Origin of the sequence: Pseudomonas sp. MWU12-2037, from assembly GCF_023242345.1 — a bacterium.
In the GTDB taxonomy this organism is placed as follows: domain Bacteria; phylum Pseudomonadota; class Gammaproteobacteria; order Pseudomonadales; family Pseudomonadaceae; genus Aquipseudomonas; species Aquipseudomonas gingeri_D.
Genome location: NZ_JALLIZ010000029.1, coordinates 39,422 through 60,012 on the forward strand (window position 1 = coordinate 39,422; position 20,591 = coordinate 60,012).

Genomic DNA, 20,591 nt, shown 5'->3' on the forward strand with positions numbered 1-20,591 from the left:
TCTGCTGGGCGGTCTGAAAGGGTCAATCGAAAGGTTGGCCCTTTTTTGCGTCTTGCGTTTGGCAATAGTGCCCGACGTATCGAATCCGTTATTGGGTTGACCGTTTTCTGTCTTCCCTAAACATTGGGCCTTAAACGCTGGTTTTTTGGGGGTGTAGGTGGAGGTATCAAGGGTTCGGCTACTGGCAGTCTCCGGGAGCCTTCGGGCGGCCTCTTCAAACTCCTCGTTACTTCGCGCCGCCGAGAGGCTCAGTCCGCAGGGGGTGTCGATCCAGCATTATCTGGAGGTGGGGCAGTTGCCGCATTTCGACCCGGACCTGGCCGACAATCCTCCGGCAATCGTTTTGGCGCTGCGGGAGCTGATCGGTCGGGCAGATGGCATTCTGATCTCTTGCCCCGAATATGCGCGTGGCATTCCAGGCTCGTTCAAGAACGCGCTGGATTGGCTCGTCGCCAGCCACGAATTTCCCGGCAAGCCGGTGGCGCTGTTCAATGCATCGCCGCGGGCGAGTCATGCCCAGGCGGCGCTCAGGCTGGTGCTGGAAACGATGTCAGCCAATATCGTCGAACCGGCATCGATCACTGTGAACCTGCTGGCCAAAGAAATGGATGAGGCGAGCATTGCGGCGGATCCGCTGATTGGCCAGCAAATCGTTTCAGCCCTCGATGCATTCAAGGGCTGGATCGATAAGGAAAACCCGATCTCGTAGCCGCCGCTCGACGGGCTCGCAATCAGTCGGATTTGCGCTCCTGCCGGACATCGATAAAGGGCAGGGAGCCGCTCGGCAATACCGTTGTCGGCAGTACACCATTCCAGCGTTCCGCCTTGGTCAACTCCACCAGGTTCTGGTTGCTCGCCAATGCCTGGGCGCGGGCCTTGATCGCTTCCGCCTCGGCTCGGCCGCGCAGTTCGGTGGCCTGGGCATCGGCCTTGGCCTGCGCCAGCTGTGCGTCGGCCTCGGCTTGTGCCTGGGTCACGCGGATCTGTGCCTGGACCTGTTCGGTGGCCAGTTGCTGTTCGCGGGTCTTGACCTGCACCTCGGCGGCCATACGTGCCTCGATGGCTTTCTCATAGGCATCGCTGAAGTCGATGTTCTCGACCTGCACGCTGTCGATCATCACCGGCCCGGTGATCGCCGTCTTGATCGCGGCGGAAATATCATTGACCAGTTGGACACGGTTCTGCACGGCGGCCACGGCGTTGAACTGGCCGAAGACGTTCTCGACCTGGGTCGGTACCTGGCGGCTGATCAGTCGGTCGCGAATGCCCTCGATATCCTTGAACTGGGTGTACACCTTGGCGACATCGGAAGGGGCGACGTGCCACGACACCGAGACCTTGAGTTGCGCCGATTGCTGGTCCTTGCTGTAGGCCTGGAGATTTTCATAGGCCGAGACCTGGCTCTGGGTACTGATCAGCTTGACCGTTTCAATGAAGGGTGTCTTGAACGACAACCCGGGGTCCACCACACCGACGAGCGCGCCGTTTCTCAGAAGCACGCCGCGCTCGGTTTCATCCACGGTGTACCAGCTGCCGAAAAACACAATGAGCAGGATCAATGCAGCCGCACCGCCAACCGCGCTGCCGATCATATTACGGGTCATATTTCGTTCCTTTGATGTGCGGGAAAGCACTCCCTGGATACGCTGCCTGGGTGTTCAGGAAGCGCGCCCCGCCAACATGGTCAATAGTGTTGAGCTTGCCTTGTCGCCGCAACGGTTCCGGGCGCCTTTCGAGCCGCCGACACCGGCGACCCGATATGATAGCGACCTGGCCAGTTCCATTCTGAGAAGCGACTCTCAGGCCTGGGCGTCAGAGATCCCTGACGGTTCAGGTCTACTGAATATCGTGCCCTGTCGGTCGTTATCTTTTCAATGATGCTGGAAGGCCATATTGATCTAGTGTCGAATGATCAATCTGGCGTCGGCGTTTCCTGGCCTGTTGCCAAACCCATTTGAAGAGCGCGCGCCATATGCCTGTATTGGAAAAGACCACGTTGATCAAAGGGCGCAGTTGCGCCGAAGTGTTCGACTTTTGCCTTGAGGGGGCCAACTTCCCGAAGATTTTTCCGGAGCGTGTCACGCCGCTGGGCAAGGTCGACATCGCCGACCTGCGGATCGAGCAGGGGCGCGAGTTCCGTTTCCGGCACTGGATGTTCGGTTTTATCCCGGCCAACTGGACCGTGCGTATTCGTGAGGTCAGAGACAATCAGCACTTTATCGATGAGATGGTCAGGGGGCCGCTCAGTGCGTTTCGCCATGAGCACCGGGTCGAGGCCGCCGAGGGCGGGACGCTCTATACCGACCGGGTTACCTATCGGGCTATCGGTGGTGCGGCGCTGGAGTGGCTGTTTGTCGATGCGTACATGAATCGCATCTTTGATGCACGCCATCGGAACATGCGGCAGTTGCTGGACATCCCATGATTGCCGTGGTTTTCGGACAGCCTGAAGCCAGAACATCGGGAGCGGAACCAGTTTTGGAAAAGTGAGTCATAGCTATGTGCCATCTCGGCACTTCACAAGGACGCTCAGTGATGCTCGCTCGTTTCAAGCCCTCGTTCACGATTCCCGCCACTGGCTTGCTGGTCCTGCTGCTGGGTGGCTTGGCGCTTCCGGCCCAGGCCGCGGTGGAGGTCGATAATCTCAGTGCTTCGGGTTTTGATCATCTCGCCGCGACCCATGGTGGTTCGGGTTCCGGGCACTCGCTGCGCAATACCGATTTCACGGTGGATGACTTGCAGAAGATGGAGAACCTGCAGAAGCGCAATGCCGACGAACTGGAGAGCCTGAAGAAGATCATCAACGATCAGGCACGTGTCATCGAAGAACTCAAGCGCAACAGTGGTTCCGGCTCCAATTCCAGTTCGAACAGCAGCGATCTTTCCGGCCTCAAACGCAGTGTCAGCGATCAGGATCGCGCTATCGAAAAGTTGACCAGCCAGGTGGACGATCTCAAGCGCAGTTCAGGCTCAAGCTCCAGTTCGAGTTCCAGTGAGTTGTCCGGCCTCAAGCGCGATGTCAGTGATCAGCAGCGTGATCTGGACAGTCTGAAACGCAACGTCGATGACCTGAGCAGAAAGGTGAAGTGACGACAGCAGCCATGGCGCTCGCATAAGCCCTGATGTGATCGTTCCCACGCTCCGGCGTGGGAACGTTCGATCAGTCAGGAGTTGGCCGCCGACTTCGGCGTACGCCGGGTCCTGCCTGTCTTGGCTCCCGCTGCCTTGCGCTTCTTCTTCCAGGGCGCCGCGCCTTGTCCCGTCATTCCGGCCGGCATGGTGATCTGCAGCTTCAACTCGACACAACGTCCTACCTGCTTGCTCATCCAGGCCGCCTGCTTGGCGACAAACTCTTCCAGGCTCATCTCGCCGCTTTGCACCATGTCCAATGCCTGCTCCCAGATCGCCGTGGTGCCCGGGTCGGCAATCGCCCGCGGTACCGCATCGATCAGGCTGAAGGCCGCCGGGGTGGCTGACAGGCTTTTGCCATGCTTGACCAGATAACTTCGATCGAGCAAACCCTGGATGATGCCGGCGCGTGTGGCTTCGGTGCCGATGCCGGTGGTGTCCTTGAGTTTCTGTTTGAGGCGTGGGTCCTCCACATACTTGGCGACGTTTTTCATCGCCTTGATCAGGTCGCCTTCGGTGAAAGGTTTGGGGGGCTGGGTCCAGAGATCCTTGAGGTCGACCCGGCTCACCGTGCATTCGGTGCCTTCGCGCAACGCCGGCAAGGCCTGCGGCTCGGGGGCTTCGCGGCCCTTGGCCGGCGCCAGCGCTTCAGGCAGGGCACGTTTCCAGCCCGGCTCAACGATCTGTTTGCCTACGGCCCGCAATGCCTGCGCCGCACAATCGAAATCGGCCTGGGTCCGGTCGTATTCGTGATTGGGCAGGAATTGCGCCAGGTAACGGGCGCGAATCAGGCTGTAGACGGCGCGCGGCTTGCCCTGCAAACGTTCGAGGCTGGCGCCGGTGCCCGTCGGGATAATACCGTGGTGGGCGGTGACCTTGGCATCGTTCCAGGCTCGCGAACGGCGTGTCGGATCGAGATACGGCGCCAGTTTGTCCAGGCTTGGATCAGCCCGTTCCAGTGCCGCCAATACCCGACCGGCGTCGCCGTGCTGGCTCAGGGGCAGAAAGCCGCAATCACTGCGCGGGTAGGTGATGACCTTGTGGGTTTCGTACAGTGACTGGGCAATATCCAGTGTCTCCTGGGCGCCCAGCCCGAGCCTTTTCGAGCAGACTTCCTGCAAGGTGCCCAGATCAAAGGGCAGGGGGGCAGCCTCGCGAATCCGCTCGGTCTTGAGCTTCACCACCCGGGCGCTGGACGCCGCGCCCATGTCGCTCGCGGCCTGTTGGGCGAGGGCCTGGTTGAGGCAGCGGTCCTGATCGTCACAGGCATCCGACGGCGCGCGCCACTGGGCGATAAAGGGCTGGCCGTCGTGCAGCAGGTGCACGTCGATCGCCCAGTAAGCCACCGGCACGAAGTCGGCGATGCTACGGTCACGGTCCACCACCAGGCGCAGGGTCGGTGTCTGTACCCGTCCGACCGGCAACACGCCCTGATAACCGGACTGGCGGCCGAGCAGGGTGAACAGGCGGCTCATGTTCATGCCGATCAGCCAGTCGGCCCGCGAGCGTCCCAGGGCCGAGTGATAGAGCGAAAAGGTCTCGACGCCGGGCTTGAGCGCCGCCAGCGCCTTGCGGATCGAGGCATCGTCCAGTGCCGACAGCCAGAGCCGCTGGATCGGCCCGCGATAGCGACAATGTTCCACCAGTTCACGGGCGATCATTTCCCCTTCGCGGTCGGCGTCGGTGGCAATCACCAACTCCCCGGCCTCGCCCAGCAGGCGCTTGACCGCCTTGTACTGGCTGGCGGTCTTGGGCTTGACCTGCATCTTCCATTTTTCCGGAACGATCGGCAGGTCGGCCAGCACCCAGCGCTTGTAGCGGGCGTCGTAGGCATCCGGCGGGGCGGTTTCCAGCAGGTGGCCGATGCACCAGGTGACGGTGGCATTCGGCCCCACCCAGCAGCCGTCGCCACGCCGCGTGGCACCGAGCACCGCAGCAATGTCTTTGGCCTGGGAGGGCTTCTCACAGAGGAACAAGCGCATAACCACTCTCATTTCAGCGCGGGGTCTTGAAGTCGGACAGCATGCTCAGTGTCGGGCGATCAGGCAATCATTATCTGTATAAACATACAGCTTAATTTCATCAACTATAGTTCATGCGCGCAGATAGTAGGCAAGACTCAATTGTCCCTTTTATAGAATCAATGATTCCCGGTTTAGGGTAATTGTCTCGATTTGCTCAGGCGCCTAAAGTGACATCCAAGCCAGGCAGCACGGACCTCCCAGCGGAGGGCGCCAGGCCCGCCTGACAAACCGAACGCACCACTACTCGACATCAAAAGGAACGCGCCATGTCTATTCGTGAACTGCTGAACCCAACCAACTCCACCCTGATCCTGATCGACCACCAGCCGCAGATGTCCTTCGGCGTGCAATCGATCGATCGCCAGACCCTGAAGAACAACACCGTGGGCCTGGCCAAGGCGGCGAAGATCTTCAATGTGCCGACGATCTTCACCTCGGTGGAAACCAAGAGCTTCAGCGGCTACATCTGGCCGGAACTGCTGGCGGTGCACCCGGACCAGCAGCCCATCGAGCGCACCTCGATGAACTCCTGGGAAGACAAGAAATTCGTCGAGGCAGTGAAGGCCACCGGTCGCAAGAAGCTGATCATGGCTGCACTGTGGACCGAGGTGTGCCTGAACTTCCCGGCCCTGGAAGCCCTGGCCGAAGGTTACGAGGTGTACATCGTCACCGACGCGTCCGGCGGCACCACCCAGGAAGCCCACGACATGTCCGTGCAGCGGATGATTCAGGCCGGTGCCGTCCCGGTGACCTGGCAGCAGGTACTGCTGGAGTTCCAGCGTGACTGGGCGCACAAGGAAACCTACGACGCGGTGATGGATCTGGTGCGCGAGCACAGCGGCGCCTACGGCATGGGCGTGGACTACGCCTACACCATGGTGCACAACGCGCCGCAACGCCAAGCCAAGTAGTGACGTGAGTCGGGCGCGTGGGTCGCGCCCGACACCTCATCGCCTCAAGCCTTCACAGGGATACCTGACATGGTCACTCGCCCCTTGTTGTCCTCTCGCACTTCGGCTGACTGGGCGCTGCTCTGGTTACGCCTGGCCGGTTCAGCCTTGTTGTTACGGGTCCATGGCTTGCCCAAGCTGCTGGATTTCCAACATCAACTGACATTGATCGAAGACCCTTTCGGCCTGGGGGCGCACCTGACCCTGAGCCTGGCGATTTTCGCCGAAGTGCTGTGCCCGTTGCTGATTATCCTTGGCCTGTTGACCCGCCTGGCTACGCTGCCGGTGCTGTTCCTGCTGCTGGTTTCACTGGTGTGGGTACACCCGGAGTGGAGCCTGGCCGAAGGGCAATTCGCCTGGTTGCTGCTGATCGTCTTCGTCGCCTTGCTGATCGGTGGTTCCGGGAGCATCGCTCTGGAGCGGCGTTTCAGCGCGTTCACCCGCCCGGGGAGTCTTCATCCATGAATATCGAATTGCTGGATGGCGTGGTGACCCTGTTGGTCCGTCATCGGATCAAGAAAGGCCAGGACCAGGCCTATGAAACCTGGCTGCGGCGCATCGTCACCATGGCGCGCAGTTATCCGGGGCACCTCGGTGTCGATGTGGTGCGTGGGCATAGCCACGGGCAAACGTTGTTTACCAGCGTGCTGCGTTTTGCCTCTACCGAACAACTGCAACACTGGTTGGACTCCAATGACCGTCGTGAGTTGGTAGAAGAGGCCCAGCCCATGCTGGCCGACGGCGACCAGACCGAAATCAACGCCGACCGCGAATTCTGGTTCACCCCGGCCGAAGTCGGTTCGCCCAGTCCGGTGCCGCGTTGGAAGCAGGCCTGCGTGACCTTCCTGGTGATCCTGCCGCTGAGTTTTGTCGTACCGATGTTGTGGCGCCCGCTGTTCACGCTGCTGCCCTGGTTGGGCGGCTATGTGCAAGCCAATGTGCTGATCACCTTGAGCATCGTGTTGCTGGTGGTCTATGTGTTCATGCCCCGTGTGACCCGCCTGTTCAGCCGCTGGCTGCAACCGGCCAACCACTGATTTCGCTGACCGTTACATTCCGTCAAGCAAGGAGAACTGATATGAGCAATGTGATCGCTGACCTGATTCTGCACAACGGCCGCTTGCACACCGTCGACCGCGCCCAACCCAAGGCCACGGCGGTAGCCATCAAGGACGGTCGCTTTATCGCCGTGGGCAACGACGGCGAGGCCATGGCCTTGCGCGGTAGCACCACCCAGGTAATCGACCTCAAGGGCCGCACCGTCATCCCCGGCCTCAATGACTCGCATCTGCACCTGATCCGTGGCGGCCTGAACTACAACCTGGAACTGCGCTGGGAAGGCGTGCCCTCGTTGGTGGATGCGTTGCGCCTGCTCAAGGAACAGGCCGAGCGTACCCCTGCGCCGCAATGGGTGCGGGTGGTAGGCGGCTGGAACGAATTCCAGTTCGCCGAAAAGCGCATGCCGACCCTGGAAGAACTGAACAAGGCGGCGCCGGACACTCCGGTGTTTGTCCTGCACCTGTATGACCGCGCCTTGCTCAACCGGGCGGCACTGCGGGTGGTCGGCTACAACCGCGACACGCCGAACCCGCCGGGTGGCGAGATTGTCCGCGATGCCAAGGGCGAGCCGACCGGCATGCTGATTGCCCGGCCCAACGCGATGATTCTCTACTCGACCCTGGCCAAGGGGCCGAAACTGCCGCTGGAGTATCAGGTCAACTCGACCCGCCAGTTCATGCGTGAACTCAACCGCCTGGGTGTCACCAGCGCCATCGATGCCGGCGGCGGTTTCCAGAACTATCCGGACGACTATGAAGTCATCAACGAACTGGCGGCCAAACAACAACTGACCGTACGGATTGCCTACAACCTGTTTACCCAGAAGCCCAAGGAAGAGCTGGCGGATTTCAAGAACTGGACCGGCAAGGTGACCTACGGCCAGGGCGACGACTTCCTGCGGCACAACGGCGCAGGGGAGATGCTGGTGTTCTCGGCGGCGGATTTCGAAGACTTCCTCGAGCCGCGCCCGGACTTGCCGCAGACCATGGAACAGGAGCTGGAGCCGGTGGTTCGCCATCTGGTGGAACAGCGCTGGCCGTTCCGCCTGCACGCCACCTATGACGAATCCATTTCGCGGATGCTGGATGTCTTCGAGAAGGTCAATCGGGATATTCCGTTCAATGGCCTGCCGTGGTTTTTCGATCACTGCGAAACCATCACGCCAAAAAACATCGAACGGGTACGGGCGTTGGGCGGCGGCATCGCCATTCAGGACCGCATGGCCTTCCAGGGTGAATACTTCGTCGAGCGTTACGGCGCCAAGGCCGCCGAGGCCACGCCGCCGATCAAGCGCATGCTGGCCGAAGGCGTGCCGGTGGGCGCGGGCACCGATGCCACGCGGGTGTCGAGCTACAACCCCTGGACTTCGCTGTACTGGATGGTCAGTGGGCGTACCGTCGGCGGGCTCGAGCTCTATCCCGAGGGGCTGCCACGGGAAACCGCGCTGGAGCTGTACACCCATGGCAGTGCCTGGTTTTCCTCGGAGCAGGGCAAGAAAGGCCAGATCAAGGTCGGGCAACTGGCGGACCTGGTGGCCTTGTCGGCGGACTATTTCAGCGTCGACGCCGAAGCCATCAAGTGGATCGAATCGGTGTTGACGGTGGTCGACGGCAAGGTGGTGCACGCGGCGGGTGATTTCGACAAACTCGCGCCGCCGACGCTGCCGGTGACCCCCGACTGGTCGCCGGTGGTCAAGGTGCCGGGACACTGGCGGCCGAACTCGCCCTTGCAGGCCCAGGTGCACCAGTGCAGCGGTCCATGCGTGGTGCATGCCCATGGTCACGAGCGGGCGCGGATGTCGAGTGTGCCGATCAGTGACTTCCAGGGGTTCTGGGGGGCCTTTGGTTGTTCGTGTTTTGCTTTCTGAGTCACGAGTATCAATGTGCGCACGCTTCTGTGGGAGTTGGCTTGGCGTCTCCCGCAGAAGTGTGTCGTGCCCTTAATGTGCGTCCGGTGAGGCTGCCGCAGCAGGCGGTGGTTTCACTTTATGCATCAGTGGAACCAGGGCCGTGGCGATGATGAAACAGACCATGATCACCAGGAAGGTATCGGCATAACTCTGGGTCTGCGCCTCACGATAGGCCAGTTGCCAGAGTTGCTGCAGGCTGGCGGTGGTGCCTTCGCTGCCGCTCTGGCCGAGGGCCGCGAAGTTGCTGCCGACCGTGGCCATCCACTGGTTCAACGCTTCGTTGGTGCTGTTCAGGTGCTCGGCCAACCGGTTGAAATGCAGGTTGGTCCGATCATTGAGAATCGTCGCGCAAGCCGCGATACCAATGGCGCCGCCGAGGTTACGCATCAGGTTGAACAGGCCCGAAGCCTGTTTCAGACGTGCCGGTGCCAGGGCGCCGAGGGTCAGGGTCACGGTGGGCGGCACGGCGAATTGCTGGGCCATGCCCCGCAGTGCCTGGGGCAACATCAGCTCCTTGCCACCCCAATCATGGGTCAGCGGTGAGAAGTCCCACATCGACACGGCAAACAGCCCCAACCCCACCATCATCAGCCAGCGCAGGTCGACCCGGTTGGCAAAAAACGCGTACAGCGGAATTGCCGCCAGTTGGAATAGACCAGTGGAGAACACCGCCAGGCCGATGTCCAGGGCGCTATAGCCACGCACTCGGCCGAGAAACAGTGGCGTCAGGTAAATGGTTGCGAACAGCCCGATACCGGTGACGAAGGAAAAGAAGCAACCCAGGGCGAAATTGCGCTCCTTGAGCGCGCGCAGGTCGACCACCGGATTGGCCACCATCAGGCTGCGGCTGACAAAGGCCAGCCCGGCGAGGCCGGAAATCCATGCGGTGGCCAGGATAGTGCTATCGCTGAACCAGTTCCAGCGCGGGCCTTCCTCCAGGGTGTATTCCAGGCAGCCGAGAAACACCGCCATCAGCAGCATGCTCAGGTAGTCGGCACCCTTGATCAGGCGCAGGTCCGGCTCGTCGATCCGCACCAGCATCGGCACCACCACGGCGACGAACACACCGGGCACCAGGTTGATGTAGAACAGCCAGTGCCAGGAGGAAATATCGGTGATCCAGCCGCCGACCACCGGGCCGAGGGTCGGCGCCAGGGAGGCGATGGCACCGATGGTCGAGGCGGCGATAACGCGCTGCTTGCCGCTGAAGAACATGAACGCCGAGGTAAACACCAGGGGGATCATCGAGCCGCCCAGGAACCCTTGCAAGGCGCGAAACACGATCATGCTCTGGATGTTCCAGGCCGCTCCGCAAAGCAGGCTGGCCAGGGTGAACCCCACCGCCGAGGCACAGAACAGCCAGCGCGTGGAAAACACCCGCGACAGCCAGCCCGACAGCGGGATCACGATGATTTCGGCGATCAGGTAGCTGGTCTGCACCCAGGCGGTTTCATCGGTACCGGCCGACAGTCCGCCGCCGATATCGCGCAACGAGGCGGAGACGATCTGGATGTCCAGCAGGGCGATAAACATACCCACGCACAGGGTGGCAAAGGCGAACACCTTGACCGAGGTGCTCATCGACGCCGCGTCGAAAGGCTTGGCCGGGGCGCGGGTGCTCATGGCGTGCTGACCAGTTGGCTGGTGGCACGTTGGTCAGCCGGGCGGCTGGCGACGCCATTGGCGTTGTGCAGGGTATCGACTTCGGCGGTGACCGAGAGGCCCGGGCGCAGCTGCCCGAGCACGCCATCGGCCTGGTCAAGCATGACCCGGACCGGCACCCGCTGGACGATCTTGGTGAAGTTGCCGGTGGCGTTTTCCGGTGGCAGCACGCTGAACTGGGCGCCGGTGGCCGGGGCCAGGCTGTCCAGGTGGCCGTGAAAGACCTTGCCGGGCAGCACGTCGGCGCGGATGGTCACGGCCTGGCCGGGCAGCATATGGGTCAACTGGTCTTCCTTGAAGTTGGCGTCGACCCAGAGGCCCTGTTGCGGCACCACGGAAAGTAACTGCGAACCGGCCGCGGCAAAGGCGCCGACCCGGGCCCGTCGGTTGCCGATCACGCCGTCCACCGGCGCTCGCAATTCGGTGTAGGAGAGGTTCAGGCGGGCCATGTCGCGTTCGGCGACCGCTTGCATCAACGCGGCCTTGGCCTGCAATTTCTGGGTCTCGATCACGTCCACCTGGCGTTGATTGGCCAGTAGCGTGGCTTGCGCCTTGGCGCCATTGGCCTGGGCGGTCTTGAAGGTGGCATCGACCCGTTGGGCACTTTCCACCGACACCGCCGAGCGGCCCACCAGGCTTTCGTAGCGGGCGTGGTCGTTGCGCGAACGCACGGTTTCCGCATTGGCCGCATCAATGCCGGCCCGGGCCTGGCTGATCACCGCGTGCTGCAACTGCTCGGTGGCGTCGAGATTGGCCAGCAGCGCCTGTTGAGCTGCGACCGCGCCTTCGGCCTTTTGCAGGGCGGCGACATAGTCGCGGTCATCGATCTTCACCAGCAGGTCACCGGCGTGGACGAACTGGTTGTCGGTGACTTTGAGCTCGGCGATATAACCCGGCACCTTGGGCCCGATCACTGTCACGTCGGCGCCGATATAGGCGTCGTCGGTGCTTTCGATAAAGCGTCCGGCCGTCCACCAGTGCAGGCCGTAGAAAGCGGCGAAGACCACTGCGCCAGTGACCACCGTCAGCAGCAGGAGGCGCTTGAACAGCAACGGTTTTTTCTGAACGGCCAGTTCAGGGGCAGAGGCCGAGGACAGGTTGGTCATGACGGAGTTACCGGTTGGCAGAGAGGGGGGGAGCGATATCAGGGTTTTGCAGCGCCGCCAGTTGGCGGCGTTTTTCAAAGCGTCGACGCATGGGCTCGTCGGCAGCCGGGCCGGCGACGACCTTGTGGCGCCGACTGATGGTCTGCCCGGAGCGACGGTCGATCAGGGCCAGTTCGACGAGTTCGCCGCTGGCACTGTCGACAAGTTGAGTGGTCGGGCCTTCGGGTGAGAGGTGCTGGTTGCCCCAATCCATCAAGGTCAGCAGCACCGGTCTGAAATCCCGACCGCGAGCGGTCAGCAGATAGTCGAAGCGCGGTGGGGCATCGTTGTAGGCCCGGCGTTCGAGCAAGCCGCTTTCGACCAGGTCATTGAGACGGCGGGTCAGGATACTGGGGGCAATCCCGAGGCTTTCCTGGAACTGATCGAAACGGCTGAGACCGTAGAAGGCGTCCCGCAGGATCAGGATATTCCACCACTGGCCGACCTGCTCAAGGCTGCGGGCCACGGGGCAGTGCAGGTGGGCCAGGCTTGTCCTTTTCATGGTTGGGGCCTCGGAGTGCGGCAATGATTATGTGCGTAATATTATGATCGAAATATAGGTGAGCGACTTTCAATTTGCAAGTCACTACTTGCAAGTATTTTCAGGCGAGGGGGGAGGTGGGCAGAGGGGAGGTTCGGGCTGGATGGGGGCACACGGGGGCATGGGATCTTGAGAGCAGTACCGAACCGTGTGGGAGCCGGCTTGCCGGCGATGAGGCCCGCAAGCCCTGCGTCGACTATCCGGCCGTCATCGCCAGCAAGCCGGTTCCCAAAAGGGGATGGTGATCACCCGTGCTGGCAGGCGTTGCCCAGGCGAATAAAGTTCATTTCGTGGCGCACGCCCTGGCCATCAACGTAGATCACGTGCCCCTGCACCGGACCACAATCGGAGGCGGCGGCACTGTCGGCGCGCACGGCCTTGGCCATGTCGAGGTCTTCGGAATAGTCATAGGGCTCGGCGTTGGTGCTGGAGGTTGCACCCTGGCCTTGAGGGACGACGGTCGCATCGCCTTGGGCGGTGGCAACCAGGCTGAACAGCGACAGCAGGACAAACAGAAGGTATTTCATGGCGGTCTCCGGAAAGACATCCCCCTCACCTGACGGTAGTGAGGCAGTGGCGCCATTTTACGAACGGCATCGCCTGTAATAGAACGGATCCTTGCCGATAGCGGATATCAGCGTGATCGATACTGGGCAGGCGCCGGAAACTACGGGCGTTGTTCGGGAAACAGATGAGCCTTCAGGAAGTCGATGAACACCCGCAACTTCAACGACGGGTATTTGCCGGAAGGCCACATCAGCCGGTAGACGCCGGATTCGCAACAGTCCTCAAGGACCTTGACCAGCTTCCCGCGCTCCAGCCATTCGCGGATGGCGAAGTCCGGCAGGTAGGCGATACCGATCCCCTGTACGGCGAACACGATGCGTGCCTCCAGATTGTTGCAGACCATTGAGGTCGGCAGTTGCAGGTCGATGTCCTGGGTTTCGCGGTTCAATGGCCAGACCTGCAGTTTACCGGTGTTGGGGAAACGAAACTGAATGCAGCTGTGCCGCATCAGGTTGATGGGCGACTGCGGCACACCGTGTTTTTCGAAATAGTCCGGCGAGCCCACCAGGATCATTTGATACGTGCCGATATGGCGGGAGGTCAGGCTGGAGTCAGGGACTTCGCCACTGCGAATCACCGCGTCGTAGCCTTCTTCGATGACATCGACCCGGCGATCGTCGAAGGTCAGGTCCAGGTCGATGGCCGGATAGGCTTTCTTGAACTGGGCCAGGACCGGTAGAAAGGGGTCGTCGACCAGCGGCATGCTGATCTTCAGGCGCCCACTGGGAGCCGTTGTGGTCTGCGAGAACTCGGCCTCGGCGGCTTCGATTTCGGCCAGGATGCGCAGGCTGCGTTCGAGAAAACGCGAGCCTTCTTCGGTCAAGGTGACGCTGCGTGTGCTGCGGTTGAACAGGCGCACGCCGAAACGTTCCTCCAGGCGCACGATGCTTTTGCCGATGGCCGAAGCGGACACCCCCAGCAAGCGGCCGGCGGCGACAAAGCTGCGGGTCTGCGCCACGGATACGAAGACATTCAAACTGCTCAAGCTATCCATTTTTCATTCTCGACCATGAACCTCAAATCCTGCTTTTTTGCTGCGCCGAACCGATCGGGTGACGGGTTATCCTAACTCGATTGCGGAATAAAACATCCGTAGATAGCGGATATGGCACCTACTTAATCGGGACCTGGAGGCCCTCTATGATCGCCACATCGCTCATCAACCGAGATCACCGTCATGTCCGAAATCATGAACCGCTGGGAAATTTCCTCGTTCGGCCTGGATAATCTGAATCTGGCCAATACACCGCGTCCGCTGCCGAAAGCCGGGGAAATACTGGTCAAAATCGAAGCCGTGTCGCTCAACTACCGTGATACCCAAGTGGTCGAGAATGGCATGACGGCGGCCCTGGCCTTTCCGTTCACCCCGGCCTCCGATATGGCCGGGACCGTTGTCGCGGTGGGAGAGGGCGTCACTCGTTTCAGTGTAGGCGAGCGCGTCATCTCCACCTACATTACCAACTGGATCGATGGTAATCCCAAGACCTGGGCCGAAATGCCGACCCAGGGCGGGCCGATTCAAGGGATGCTCGCGCAGTACGTCACGACGCCGGCCGAGTGGTGTGTCCGCGCGCCGAAAAACCTGACCCCGGTGGAGGCCAGTACGCTGCCCATCGCCGCCTTGACCGCCTGGATGGCGCTGATCGAATTGGGGCACTTGCATGCCGGGCAGACCGTGGTGGTCCAGGGCACCGGCGGGGTTTCGTTGTTCGCCGTACAGTTGGCGGCCGCCAGCGGCGCCAAAGTGATTGTCACCAGCAGCAGTGACGCGAAGATCGCCGAGGCGATCAAGCTCGGTGCCAGCCATGGCATCAATCGCACCACCACACCTGAATGGCAAACGGCGGTGCTGGAGCTGACCGAGGGTCGCGGCGCCGACCATGTGCTGGAAATGGCTGGTGGCGATAACTTGGGACGCTCCCTGCAAGCGGTAGTGCCCGGTGGCCGGGTTTCCATTATCGGTTTGCTGGAGTCCGAAGAGTTGCGTACTCCGATCATGCCGTTGCTGGGCAGCCGCGCGTCGATTGTCGCTGTGGCGGTAGGGCCGCGCCGCGCATTGGAAGATCTGGTGCGGATGATCGATCACCACGGGATCAAGCCGGTGATCGATGCCACCTACGCCTTCGCGCAAGTCCCCGAGGCGTTCGCGCACCTGAGCCGTGGCGCGTTTGGCAAGGTTGTTATCGACTTCGCGCTGGCATCGAAATGACTGGTTCGATCAAACCCATGAGCGTCATGCCCTTTATCATGCTCGGGCTGTTCGGCCTCTATACCCTGGAACTGGGCGTGGTCGGCATCCTGCCGCTGATCGTCGAACGCTTCGGCGTGACGGTGGCCCAGGCCGGCCTGCTGATGAGCTTGTTCGCCTTTATCGTGGCGGCTTGCGGCCCGTTCCTGGTGCTGGTGTTTTCCCGCTTCGAGCGCAAGAAAGTGCTGGTGGGGGCCCTGTTGTGCTTTTCCCTGTGCAGCGTTTTGTCAGCCTATGCGCCGAACTACTCGACGCTGATGGCCCTGCGCATCGTGCCGGCGATGCTGCATCCGGTGTTCTTTTCGGCGGCGTTCGCGGCGGCTATTTCGCTCTGTCCCAGGGAGCGCGCCGCCCATGCGACCACAGTGGCCTTTATCGGCACGACCCTCGGCCTGGTGTTCGGCATCCCGATTACCGCCTGGGTGGCCGGACGCTTTTCCTATGAGACTTCGATCCTGTTCTGCGCCGTGGCCACCTTCCTGGCGGGACTGGGCTTGTGGCTGCGGTTGCCGCGCCAGGTCGCCGCGCCGGAAAGTTTCGCCAGTCAGCTGTCGATCCTGCGCAAACCGCCAGTGTGGTTGGCGATCATCGGTACGCTGCTGGTGTTCACCACCAAGTTCGCGGTCTACAGCTATGCCGCCGAGTACCTGAAAAGCCAGACCGGCCTTGGGGGAGAGACCATCAGCCTGCTGCTGGTGGTCTTCGGGGTCGGCGGGGTGCTGGGGAATATGCTGGCGGGCAGGGCGCTGGCCCGTCATCTGGTCAGGACTGTGCTGCTGTTTCCGATTCTGCTGAGCCTGGCCTACGGGATGCTCTACTGCTTCGGCAGCGCTTCGCTTTGGTCGATGCTGCCGATCGTGTTCGTCTGGGGTGCGATTCATACCAGTGGCATGGTCATCACCCAGATGTGGTTGACCAGTGCCGCCCCTGAAGCTCATTCGTTCGCCACCAGTCTGTATGTGTCGGCGGCCAACGCGGGGATTGCCATCGGCGCCTGGGTCGGAGGTCTGTTCATCAATGCCTATGGCCTGCCGGGGACGATCGCCTGCGGTTTGTTGTTCGCGGCGTTGTCGTTGCTGGTGATCGTGGTGAAATCGCTGCTCTATCGGACGCGTGCCGAGGCGCTGGTTCCGCAAACCGCCTGATCCGTTCCGCTCGGGTTCAGTGCTGCTGGCGCAACGCAGCGATAAACACTTGCAACGCCGAAGACATCTGCCGGTTGCTCGGGTAGTAGAGGTAGAAGCTGGGGAAGGGCGTCGACCATTCCTCCAGCAGCGGCACCAGCGCGCCGCTGTCCAGTTCGGCCTTGAGCCACTCGCGAATCCACACGGTGATGCCCAGGCCATCGACCGCCGATTGCAGCGCGACGGCACAATCGCTCACCACCAGGGAGCCCTTGACGCTGAGCTCGAACGGCGTGCCGTCGTTGAAAAAGCGCCACTTGTACAGCCCGGACTCACCGGCGCGGCGCCAGTTCACACAACTGTGTTGCAGCAGTTCCACTGGTGTCTGCGGGCGGCCGCGCTGCTGCAAGTATTTGGGCGAGGCCACGGCAATCTGGGTCAGCGGCTCGCTGAGCCTGAGGGCGACCATGTCCTGCTCGATGAATTCCCCCAGGCGGATGGCCGCATCATGGCCTTGGGCGACGATGTCGGTGGTGCTGTCGTCGGTGGTCAGTTCGAGCTGGATGTCCGGGTAGGCGGCCTGGAAGGACGGCAGGATCGGCTGGATAAAGTGCAGCATCGCCACCTGCGGAGCACTGATGCGCAGTGTACCGATGGGGGTGTCGCGGTATTCGTTGAGTGCCTCCAGCGCCGACTCCAGGTCGGCGAAAACGCTGCGCAGCCGTTCGAACAGGCGGGCACCGGCTTCCGTGGTCGACACGCTGCGGGTTGTCCGGTTCAGCAAACGCACCCCCAGGCGTTCTTCCAGGCCCTTGATGGTCTGGCTCAGGGCGGATGCCGAGACGCCGAGCGACTGGGCCGCCCGGGAAAAATTGCGCGCCTGGGCCACCGCGAAAAAAGCCTTGAGGTTGGCGAATTCCTGATCGCGCATTATATATGTGGCCCTTCATAATGTTTGAAGATAGTTCCATATTCTAAATAAAAGGTACGGGTCGGACAATGCGCTCAATCGGCGATCCTGCCCGTGCCACCGAAGGAACTGTCATGTCATTCCCTGCTCATTTCGACCTGCTGAACTCAGCCCTCGCGCCTTTGCCCGATCAACATCGCCTGCTGCTACTCAAGGGCGGAATGGTCGTCACCCTGGATGATCAACTGGGTAACTTCGTCGAGGCTAACGTTTTGATCCGTGGTACCGAGATCGTCGAAGTTGGTGTCAACCTCAGCGCCGAGGGGGCCGACATCATTGACGCCAAGGGCATGATCGTCATCCCCGGGATGGTCGATACCCATCGCCATGCCTGGGAAGGTCAATTGCGGCGCATCAACCCGGACTCTCCGTCCCTGGAAGACTATTGCAACGCCACGCACTTTTCCTTCGCCAAGTACTACCGACCCCAGGATATGTACGTGGGCAACATGCTGACTGCCCTGGGCTGCATCAATGCCGGCATCACCACCATCATCGACAACTCTCACAATGCCCGTAGTGGCGCGCATTCCGATGCGGCCATCGAGGCCCTGCAGGACGCCGGCATCCGTGCGGTGCACGCGCCGGGTGCGCCGTTGTCCGGTGAATGGGACTCGGCCCAATGGCCCGGTGACCTGCGTCGCTTGAAGGGCAAGTATGCAAACGGTGACGACTCGCTGGTGACCCTGGCAATGATGTCGCAGATCGACCGCGAGCAATGGGCGGTGGCCCGCGAACTGGGCCTGAATATCGTTACCGAGTTCTTCGGTGCCGGTATGGCCAGTGAACTTGAAACGTTGCACGAAGAGGGGCTGCTGGGTCCGGACAATATCTTCAACCACTGTACCTGCCTGCCGGACCACGGTTGGTCGATCCTGCGCAAGGCCGGAGTGAAGGTCAACGTCTGCCCGCGTTCCGACGCCCACTATGGGCTCGAAGACGGTGTATTTGCCTGGCAAAAGGCCGTCGACCATGGGATGAACCCGGGTTTGAGCGTCGATAACGAAAGCTCCTATGGCGGCGACATGTTCGGTGAAATGCGCGTGGCTTTCTATCTGCAGCGCGCGGCGGCTCACAGTGCACGTTTTCACGGTAAACCCGCCACGCCGGACCTGGTCAGCACCCGACAACTGCTCAAGGCCGCGACCCTCGATGGCGCGGCGTGCGCGGGGCTCGACTCGAGCATCGGCAGCCTTACGCCGGGCAAGCAGGCGGACATCGTGATGATTCGCACCGACAACCTCAGCCTCTATCCGTCCAACAACGCGCTGGGCACGGTGGTTCACGCGGCGGAGCGGGGCGATATCGACACCGTGATCATCGCCGGGCGGATTCGCAAGCAGGGGGGCGTGGTGCTGGGGGTGGATCGCCCGCAACTGGAACTGGCGACCGAAGAGTCCCGTGAGTACCTGTTCGCGGCCGCCGGTTACACCCCGGACCCTTTTGCGGAAGATTTTTCTCCCCTGCATTCCCACTGATAGAGGTGGCCGTCATGTTCCTGATTTCCTTTGCGCTGGCCTTTCTGGCGGGCATCGCGATAGCGCTGCAAGCGGCGGTCAACAGCCAACTGGCTGGGGCCATGACAGGCAATACCCTGGCGGCCGCGTTCTATTCCTTCTTCACCGGCATGTTGGTGCTGGGTGTCCTTGCCTTCTTTCGCGGTGGCCTGGGCGATTCCCTCAATGTGATTCCGAGCCAGCCAGGCTGGCGATTGGTGGGCGGAGTGCTCGGTGCCGGGGCGATTTTCTGCACGGTCTGGCTGGCGCCGCGCATCGGTTTGGCGAACCTGCTGGTCCTGGTGATCGCCGGCCAGTTGCTGTCCTCGGTGGCGATTGACCATTTCGGCTGGCTCGGCAGTGTGGTGCGACCTGCCGCGACCTTGAAAATCATCGGTGCCAGCGTGGTTTTGCTTGGGGTTGCCCTGACGCTCTTCGGCGACCGTTTGAAGGAGCTGCTGTCGTGAGCGTCTTCATCCATGTCGCAAGCGCCAAGGGCCTGCCGGTCCTGGCTGGAGCTGTGGCCCTGACGGGGTTCAGTGCCTGGGCCCGAGCGGATTTCTTCGGCGACTCCCATGCCTTTTTCGAAACGCGCAATGTGTATTTCAATCGCGACTTCCGTGATGGACCCTCCAGCCTGCAATCCAGGCGGGATGAATGGGCGCAAGGCCTGATGCTGAAACTGGAGTCGGGCTACACCCCGGGAGTGGTGGGTCTCGGTGTGGACGCGCTGGGTATGCTGGGCATCCGCCTGGACTCCAGTCCCGAGCGGGCGGGGAGTGGCCTGCTGCCGGTCCGCCCCGATGGGCGTGCTGCGGCGCAGTACGGCAAGCTGGGGCTGACGGCCAAGCTGAAAATTTCCGCGACCGAGTTGAAGGCCGGGGCGCTGATCCCTTCGTTGCCTACGCTACGACCTAACGATGGCATGATTCTGCCGCAGTCGTTCGAGGGCTTGATGCTGACTTCCCGGGAGTTTCCTGATCTGGTGATGACCGCGGGCCAGTTGGACAAAGTGAAGGCGCGCAATGATACGAGTTATGAAGACATTGCCCTGAACAACAAGAACAACCGATTTACTCGTAACGCCCCGGGCGGCCAGTTGGACCTTGCAGGCTTTGATCGCAAGCTGGGTGATGATCTCAAGTTCAGCTATCACTACGCCGGGTTGAGCGATGTCTACCGGCAGCATTTTCTCGGGCTGATTGCCAGCCGACCCCTGGCCTCCGGTACGTTGAACGCCGATCTGCGGTTTTTTGCGAGTGAGGACCAAGGCGCTGCCCGGGGAGGAAAAATCGACAACCAGGCGCTCAATGGTCTGTTCGGCTACGGACAGGGTGGGCACAAGGTCAGCCTGGGTTACCAGCGCATGTCAGGGGCCAGCGCCTTTCCTTATATAGAGGGCAGTGACGCGTACCTGGTGAACTTTGCCCAGATCGGCGATTTTGCCGAGGCGAAGGAGCGCTCCTGGCAGGCGCGTTACGATTACGACTTCGAGTCGATGGGCATTCCCGGGTTGACCTTCATGAGCCGCTATATTTCTGGCGACCATGCACAAGTGCCGGGTGTTTCAGGCAGGGGGCAGGAGTGGGAGCGTAACACGGAGGTGCGTTACATGATCCAGAGTGGGGCGTTCAAGAACCTGGCGTTGCGTTTGCGCAATGCGACGTACCGCTCGTCGTTCAGCCGGGACGCGGACGAAACCCGGATATTGCTCACTTATACCAAGGCCTTGTGGTAGGCGGCGCTCCTGAAAGCGTCGCGAATCCT

General features: G+C 61.5%; 20 protein-coding genes. 12 read left to right on the top strand and 8 right to left on the bottom strand.

The window, feature by feature from the left end:
* Positions 1-157: 157 nt before the first annotated feature.
* Entirely contained in the window at positions 158-709 is a 552-nt protein-coding gene (locus M5B42_RS30660) for an NADPH-dependent FMN reductase (protein WP_248747934.1), read from the top strand.
* Between the two features lie 22 nt (positions 710-731).
* Here M5B42_RS30660 and M5B42_RS30665 read toward each other — a convergent pair whose 3' ends face one another.
* Positions 732-1,604, bottom strand: a complete 873-nt coding sequence (locus M5B42_RS30665; protein WP_103498299.1) for an SPFH domain-containing protein — start codon at positions 1,602-1,604, stop codon at positions 732-734.
* Positions 1,605-1,972: 368 nt separating this feature from the next.
* Between M5B42_RS30665 and M5B42_RS30670 the strand changes: the two genes are divergently transcribed.
* Both M5B42_RS30670 and M5B42_RS30675 read left to right on the top strand, forming a co-directional pair.
* Positions 1,973-2,425 (top strand): SRPBCC family protein, encoded by a 453-nt coding sequence (locus M5B42_RS30670; RefSeq protein ID WP_248747935.1) that lies wholly within the window; start codon positions 1,973-1,975, stop codon positions 2,423-2,425.
* A gap of 110 nt (positions 2,426-2,535) precedes the next feature.
* Complete coding sequence (locus M5B42_RS30675) at positions 2,536-3,090, top strand: hypothetical protein (RefSeq protein WP_248747936.1); 555 nt, start codon at positions 2,536-2,538, stop codon at positions 3,088-3,090.
* Positions 3,091-3,164: 74 nt separating this feature from the next.
* On the opposite strand, the gene M5B42_RS30680 is transcribed toward M5B42_RS30675, so the two are convergent.
* Positions 3,165-5,111: a DNA topoisomerase III gene (locus M5B42_RS30680; RefSeq protein ID WP_177103399.1), complete on the bottom strand. Its 1,947-nt coding sequence runs from the start codon at positions 5,109-5,111 to the stop codon at positions 3,165-3,167.
* 308 nt (positions 5,112-5,419) lie between these two features.
* On the opposite strand from M5B42_RS30680, the gene M5B42_RS30685 reads away from it, so the two are divergent.
* From M5B42_RS30685 to M5B42_RS30700, 4 genes are all read left to right on the top strand, one after another.
* Positions 5,420-6,064: a hydrolase gene (locus tag M5B42_RS30685; RefSeq protein WP_152737523.1), complete on the top strand. Its 645-nt coding sequence runs from the start codon at positions 5,420-5,422 to the stop codon at positions 6,062-6,064.
* Positions 6,065-6,133: 69 nt separating this feature from the next.
* Positions 6,134-6,568, top strand: coding sequence for a DoxX family protein (locus tag M5B42_RS30690; RefSeq protein ID WP_103498326.1), 435 nt, complete (start codon positions 6,134-6,136; stop codon positions 6,566-6,568).
* Positions 6,565-7,140 (top strand): antibiotic biosynthesis monooxygenase, encoded by a 576-nt coding sequence (locus M5B42_RS30695; RefSeq protein WP_103498327.1) that lies wholly within the window; start codon positions 6,565-6,567, stop codon positions 7,138-7,140. The genes M5B42_RS30690 and M5B42_RS30695 overlap by 4 nt, the downstream gene beginning before the upstream one ends.
* Before the next feature lie 50 nt (positions 7,141-7,190).
* The gene (locus M5B42_RS30700; protein ID WP_248747946.1) at positions 7,191-9,029 is read left to right on the top strand and encodes an amidohydrolase; all 1,839 of its coding nucleotides are present in this window, start codon (positions 7,191-7,193) and stop codon (positions 9,027-9,029) included.
* A 72-nt stretch (positions 9,030-9,101) separates the two neighbouring features.
* Here M5B42_RS30700 and M5B42_RS30705 read toward each other — a convergent pair whose 3' ends face one another.
* The 5 genes from M5B42_RS30705 to M5B42_RS30725 form a co-directional block, all read right to left on the bottom strand.
* A complete protein-coding gene (locus M5B42_RS30705; RefSeq protein ID WP_248747937.1) occupies positions 9,102-10,694 on the bottom strand; it encodes a DHA2 family efflux MFS transporter permease subunit in 1,593 nt (530 codons plus the stop codon).
* On the bottom strand, positions 10,691-11,839 hold the full coding sequence (locus M5B42_RS30710; protein ID WP_248747938.1) for an HlyD family secretion protein: 1,149 nt from the start codon (positions 11,837-11,839) through the stop codon (positions 10,691-10,693). The genes M5B42_RS30705 and M5B42_RS30710 overlap by 4 nt, the downstream gene beginning before the upstream one ends.
* 7 nt (positions 11,840-11,846) lie before the next feature.
* Positions 11,847-12,380, bottom strand: coding sequence for a helix-turn-helix domain-containing protein (locus M5B42_RS30715; protein ID WP_103499374.1), 534 nt, complete (start codon positions 12,378-12,380; stop codon positions 11,847-11,849).
* A gap of 284 nt (positions 12,381-12,664) precedes the next feature.
* Positions 12,665-12,946: a DUF2790 domain-containing protein gene (locus M5B42_RS30720; RefSeq protein ID WP_248747939.1), complete on the bottom strand. Its 282-nt coding sequence runs from the start codon at positions 12,944-12,946 to the stop codon at positions 12,665-12,667.
* Between the two features lie 140 nt (positions 12,947-13,086).
* A complete protein-coding gene (locus M5B42_RS30725; RefSeq protein ID WP_248747940.1) occupies positions 13,087-13,980 on the bottom strand; it encodes a LysR family transcriptional regulator in 894 nt (297 codons plus the stop codon).
* Positions 13,981-14,163: 183 nt separating this feature from the next.
* On the opposite strand from M5B42_RS30725, the gene M5B42_RS30730 reads away from it, so the two are divergent.
* Both M5B42_RS30730 and M5B42_RS30735 read left to right on the top strand, forming a co-directional pair.
* Positions 14,164-15,195 carry an NAD(P)-dependent alcohol dehydrogenase gene (locus M5B42_RS30730; protein ID WP_248747941.1) on the top strand — a complete coding sequence of 344 codons (1,032 nt, stop codon included), beginning with the start codon at positions 14,164-14,166 and terminating at the stop codon, positions 15,193-15,195.
* Positions 15,192-16,379, top strand: a complete 1,188-nt coding sequence (locus tag M5B42_RS30735; protein WP_248747942.1) for an MFS transporter — start codon at positions 15,192-15,194, stop codon at positions 16,377-16,379. Before M5B42_RS30730 ends, M5B42_RS30735 begins: the two co-directional genes overlap by 4 nt.
* A gap of 16 nt (positions 16,380-16,395) precedes the next feature.
* Here M5B42_RS30735 and M5B42_RS30740 read toward each other — a convergent pair whose 3' ends face one another.
* On the bottom strand, positions 16,396-17,289 hold the full coding sequence (locus M5B42_RS30740; RefSeq protein WP_177103382.1) for a LysR family transcriptional regulator: 894 nt from the start codon (positions 17,287-17,289) through the stop codon (positions 16,396-16,398).
* Positions 17,290-17,402: 113 nt separating this feature from the next.
* Here M5B42_RS30740 and M5B42_RS30745 point away from each other — a divergent pair, with 113 nt between their 5' ends.
* Genes M5B42_RS30745 through M5B42_RS30755 form a run of 3 tightly spaced genes read left to right on the top strand, consistent with a single transcriptional unit; the run spans position 17,403 to position 20,562 of the window.
* Positions 17,403-18,806 (top strand): amidohydrolase family protein, encoded by a 1,404-nt coding sequence (locus tag M5B42_RS30745; protein WP_248747943.1) that lies wholly within the window; start codon positions 17,403-17,405, stop codon positions 18,804-18,806.
* 14 nt (positions 18,807-18,820) lie between these two features.
* The gene (locus tag M5B42_RS30750) at positions 18,821-19,291 is read left to right on the top strand and encodes a DMT family transporter (protein ID WP_248747944.1); all 471 of its coding nucleotides are present in this window, start codon (positions 18,821-18,823) and stop codon (positions 19,289-19,291) included.
* Positions 19,288-20,562: an OprD family porin gene (locus M5B42_RS30755; RefSeq protein WP_248747945.1), complete on the top strand. Its 1,275-nt coding sequence runs from the start codon at positions 19,288-19,290 to the stop codon at positions 20,560-20,562. Before M5B42_RS30750 ends, M5B42_RS30755 begins: the two co-directional genes overlap by 4 nt.
* The last annotated feature ends 29 nt before the right edge of the window (positions 20,563-20,591 follow it).

What these genes read in the sequence shown, in the direction of transcription:
- M5B42_RS30695 (WP_103498327.1), top strand. Translation starts at nt 6,565, where the DNA reads ATGAATATCGAATTGCTGGATGGCGTGGTGACCCTGTTGGTCCGTCAT.
- M5B42_RS30740 (WP_177103382.1), bottom strand. Translation starts at nt 17,289, where the DNA reads ATGCGCGATCAGGAATTCGCCAACCTCAAGGCTTTTTTCGCGGTGGCC.
- M5B42_RS30715 (WP_103499374.1), bottom strand. Translation starts at nt 12,380, where the DNA reads ATGAAAAGGACAAGCCTGGCCCACCTGCACTGCCCCGTGGCCCGCAGC.
- M5B42_RS30690 (WP_103498326.1), top strand. Translation starts at nt 6,134, where the DNA reads ATGGTCACTCGCCCCTTGTTGTCCTCTCGCACTTCGGCTGACTGGGCG.
- M5B42_RS30705 (WP_248747937.1), bottom strand. Translation starts at nt 10,694, where the DNA reads ATGAGCACCCGCGCCCCGGCCAAGCCTTTCGACGCGGCGTCGATGAGC.
- M5B42_RS30745 (WP_248747943.1), top strand. Translation starts at nt 17,403, where the DNA reads ATGTCATTCCCTGCTCATTTCGACCTGCTGAACTCAGCCCTCGCGCCT.
- M5B42_RS30665 (WP_103498299.1), bottom strand. Translation starts at nt 1,604, where the DNA reads ATGACCCGTAATATGATCGGCAGCGCGGTTGGCGGTGCGGCTGCATTG.
- M5B42_RS30750 (WP_248747944.1), top strand. Translation starts at nt 18,821, where the DNA reads ATGTTCCTGATTTCCTTTGCGCTGGCCTTTCTGGCGGGCATCGCGATA.
- M5B42_RS30720 (WP_248747939.1), bottom strand. Translation starts at nt 12,946, where the DNA reads ATGAAATACCTTCTGTTTGTCCTGCTGTCGCTGTTCAGCCTGGTTGCC.
- M5B42_RS30725 (WP_248747940.1), bottom strand. Translation starts at nt 13,980, where the DNA reads ATGGATAGCTTGAGCAGTTTGAATGTCTTCGTATCCGTGGCGCAGACC.
- M5B42_RS30730 (WP_248747941.1), top strand. Translation starts at nt 14,164, where the DNA reads ATGTCCGAAATCATGAACCGCTGGGAAATTTCCTCGTTCGGCCTGGAT.
- M5B42_RS30670 (WP_248747935.1), top strand. Translation starts at nt 1,973, where the DNA reads ATGCCTGTATTGGAAAAGACCACGTTGATCAAAGGGCGCAGTTGCGCC.
- M5B42_RS30710 (WP_248747938.1), bottom strand. Translation starts at nt 11,839, where the DNA reads ATGACCAACCTGTCCTCGGCCTCTGCCCCTGAACTGGCCGTTCAGAAA.
- M5B42_RS30735 (WP_248747942.1), top strand. Translation starts at nt 15,192, where the DNA reads ATGACTGGTTCGATCAAACCCATGAGCGTCATGCCCTTTATCATGCTC.
- M5B42_RS30680 (WP_177103399.1), bottom strand. Translation starts at nt 5,111, where the DNA reads ATGCGCTTGTTCCTCTGTGAGAAGCCCTCCCAGGCCAAAGACATTGCT.
- M5B42_RS30685 (WP_152737523.1), top strand. Translation starts at nt 5,420, where the DNA reads ATGTCTATTCGTGAACTGCTGAACCCAACCAACTCCACCCTGATCCTG.
- M5B42_RS30675 (WP_248747936.1), top strand. Translation starts at nt 2,536, where the DNA reads ATGCTCGCTCGTTTCAAGCCCTCGTTCACGATTCCCGCCACTGGCTTG.